Annotated in this window: 2 protein-coding genes; both read left to right on the top strand. The window is 68.9% G+C overall.

Annotated elements, in window-relative coordinates; translation table 11 throughout:
• Positions 1-687: amino acid ABC transporter permease (locus AB0A94_RS38685; RefSeq protein ID WP_361751738.1), on the top strand; the 687-nt coding region annotated here is incomplete at its 5' end.
• Positions 684-1,333 (top strand): amino acid ABC transporter ATP-binding protein (locus tag AB0A94_RS38680; protein WP_361751735.1); only part of this gene is annotated, 650 nt, incomplete at its 3' end. The genes AB0A94_RS38685 and AB0A94_RS38680, both read left to right, overlap by 4 nt.

The raw sequence follows: 1,333 nt of genomic DNA, 5'->3' as shown, positions 1-1,333 counted from the left end.
CCGGTGCTGCAGACCGTCGCCTGGACCTACGTCTGGATCTTCCGGTCCATCCCGATGATCGTCCAACTCGTGTTCTGGTTCAACCTGAGCGCGCTCTACGAGAGGCTGGGCATCGGCATCCCCTTCGGTCCGGTGTTCTGGTCCGTCGACAGCAACAGCGTCATCGGCACCATCGGCGCCGCCGTCATCGGACTGACGCTGCACCAGGCCGCCTACGCCGCCGAGATCGTGCGCGGTGGCGTCATATCCGTCGACCACGGACAGTCGGAGGCGGCCGCCGCCCTGGGCATCCCCCGGCTGCGGCAGATCCGCCGGATCGTGCTGCCCCAGGCCATGCGCGCCATCCTGCCCACGGCCGGCAACGAGATCATCGGCCTGCTCAAGGGCACCTCGGTGGTCTACGTGATGGCCATCGGCGAGCTGTTCTACCAGGTGCAGGTGATCTACGGCCGCAACGGCCGGGTGATCCCGCTGCTGCTGGTCGCCACCGCCTGGTACGTCGTACTGACCTCGCTGCTGTCGGCCGCCCAGTACTACGTGGAACGGCACTTCGCCCGGGGAACCGACCGCACCCCGCCGCCCACGCCACTCCAGCGCGCCCGGCGCTTCGTCCGCCGCCTGCGCGCGGCGGCAGCACAGCCCGACCAGCCCGTCATACCCCTGAAGCCCTCGGGAGACAGCCGATGAGCGAGGTGATGGTGGACGTCCACGACGTCCACAAGAGCTTCGGACCGCTGGAGGTGCTGCGCGGCGTCGACCTGAAGGTCCGCGCCGGCGAGGTCACCGTGATCCTCGGCCCGTCCGGCTCGGGGAAGTCCACGCTGCTGCGCACCATCAACCACCTGGAGAAGGTCGACCGCGGCTGGATCAGCATCGACGGCGAACTCATCGGCTACCGCCGCTCCGGGAGCAAGCTGTACGAGCTGAAGGAGAAAGAGGTTCTGAAGCAGCGCACCCACATCGGGTTCGTCTTCCAGAACTTCAACCTCTTCCCGCACCTGACCGTGCTGGACAACCTGATCGAGGCCCCCGTCTCCGCACTGCGCCGCCCGCGCAAGACAGCGGAGGAGGCCGCCCGCCGGCTCCTCGACCGGGTCGGCCTCGCCGACAAGGCCGACGCCTACCCCCGGCAGCTCTCCGGCGGCCAGCAGCAGCGCGTGGCCATCGCCCGCGCACTCGCCCTCGAACCGAAGGTGCTGCTCTTCGACGAGCCCACCTCGGCGCTCGACCCGGAACTCGTCGGCGAGGTCCTCGACGTCATCAAGGACCTGGCCCGCACCGGAACCACCATGATCGTCGTCACCCACGAGATCGGCTTCGCCCGCGAGGTCGC

Origin of the sequence: Streptomyces sp. NPDC044984 (genome assembly GCF_040646935.1) — a bacterium.
Lineage (GTDB): Bacteria > Actinomycetota > Actinomycetes > Streptomycetales > Streptomycetaceae > Streptomyces.
This window is presented reverse-complemented; position numbering and strand designations above follow the sequence as displayed.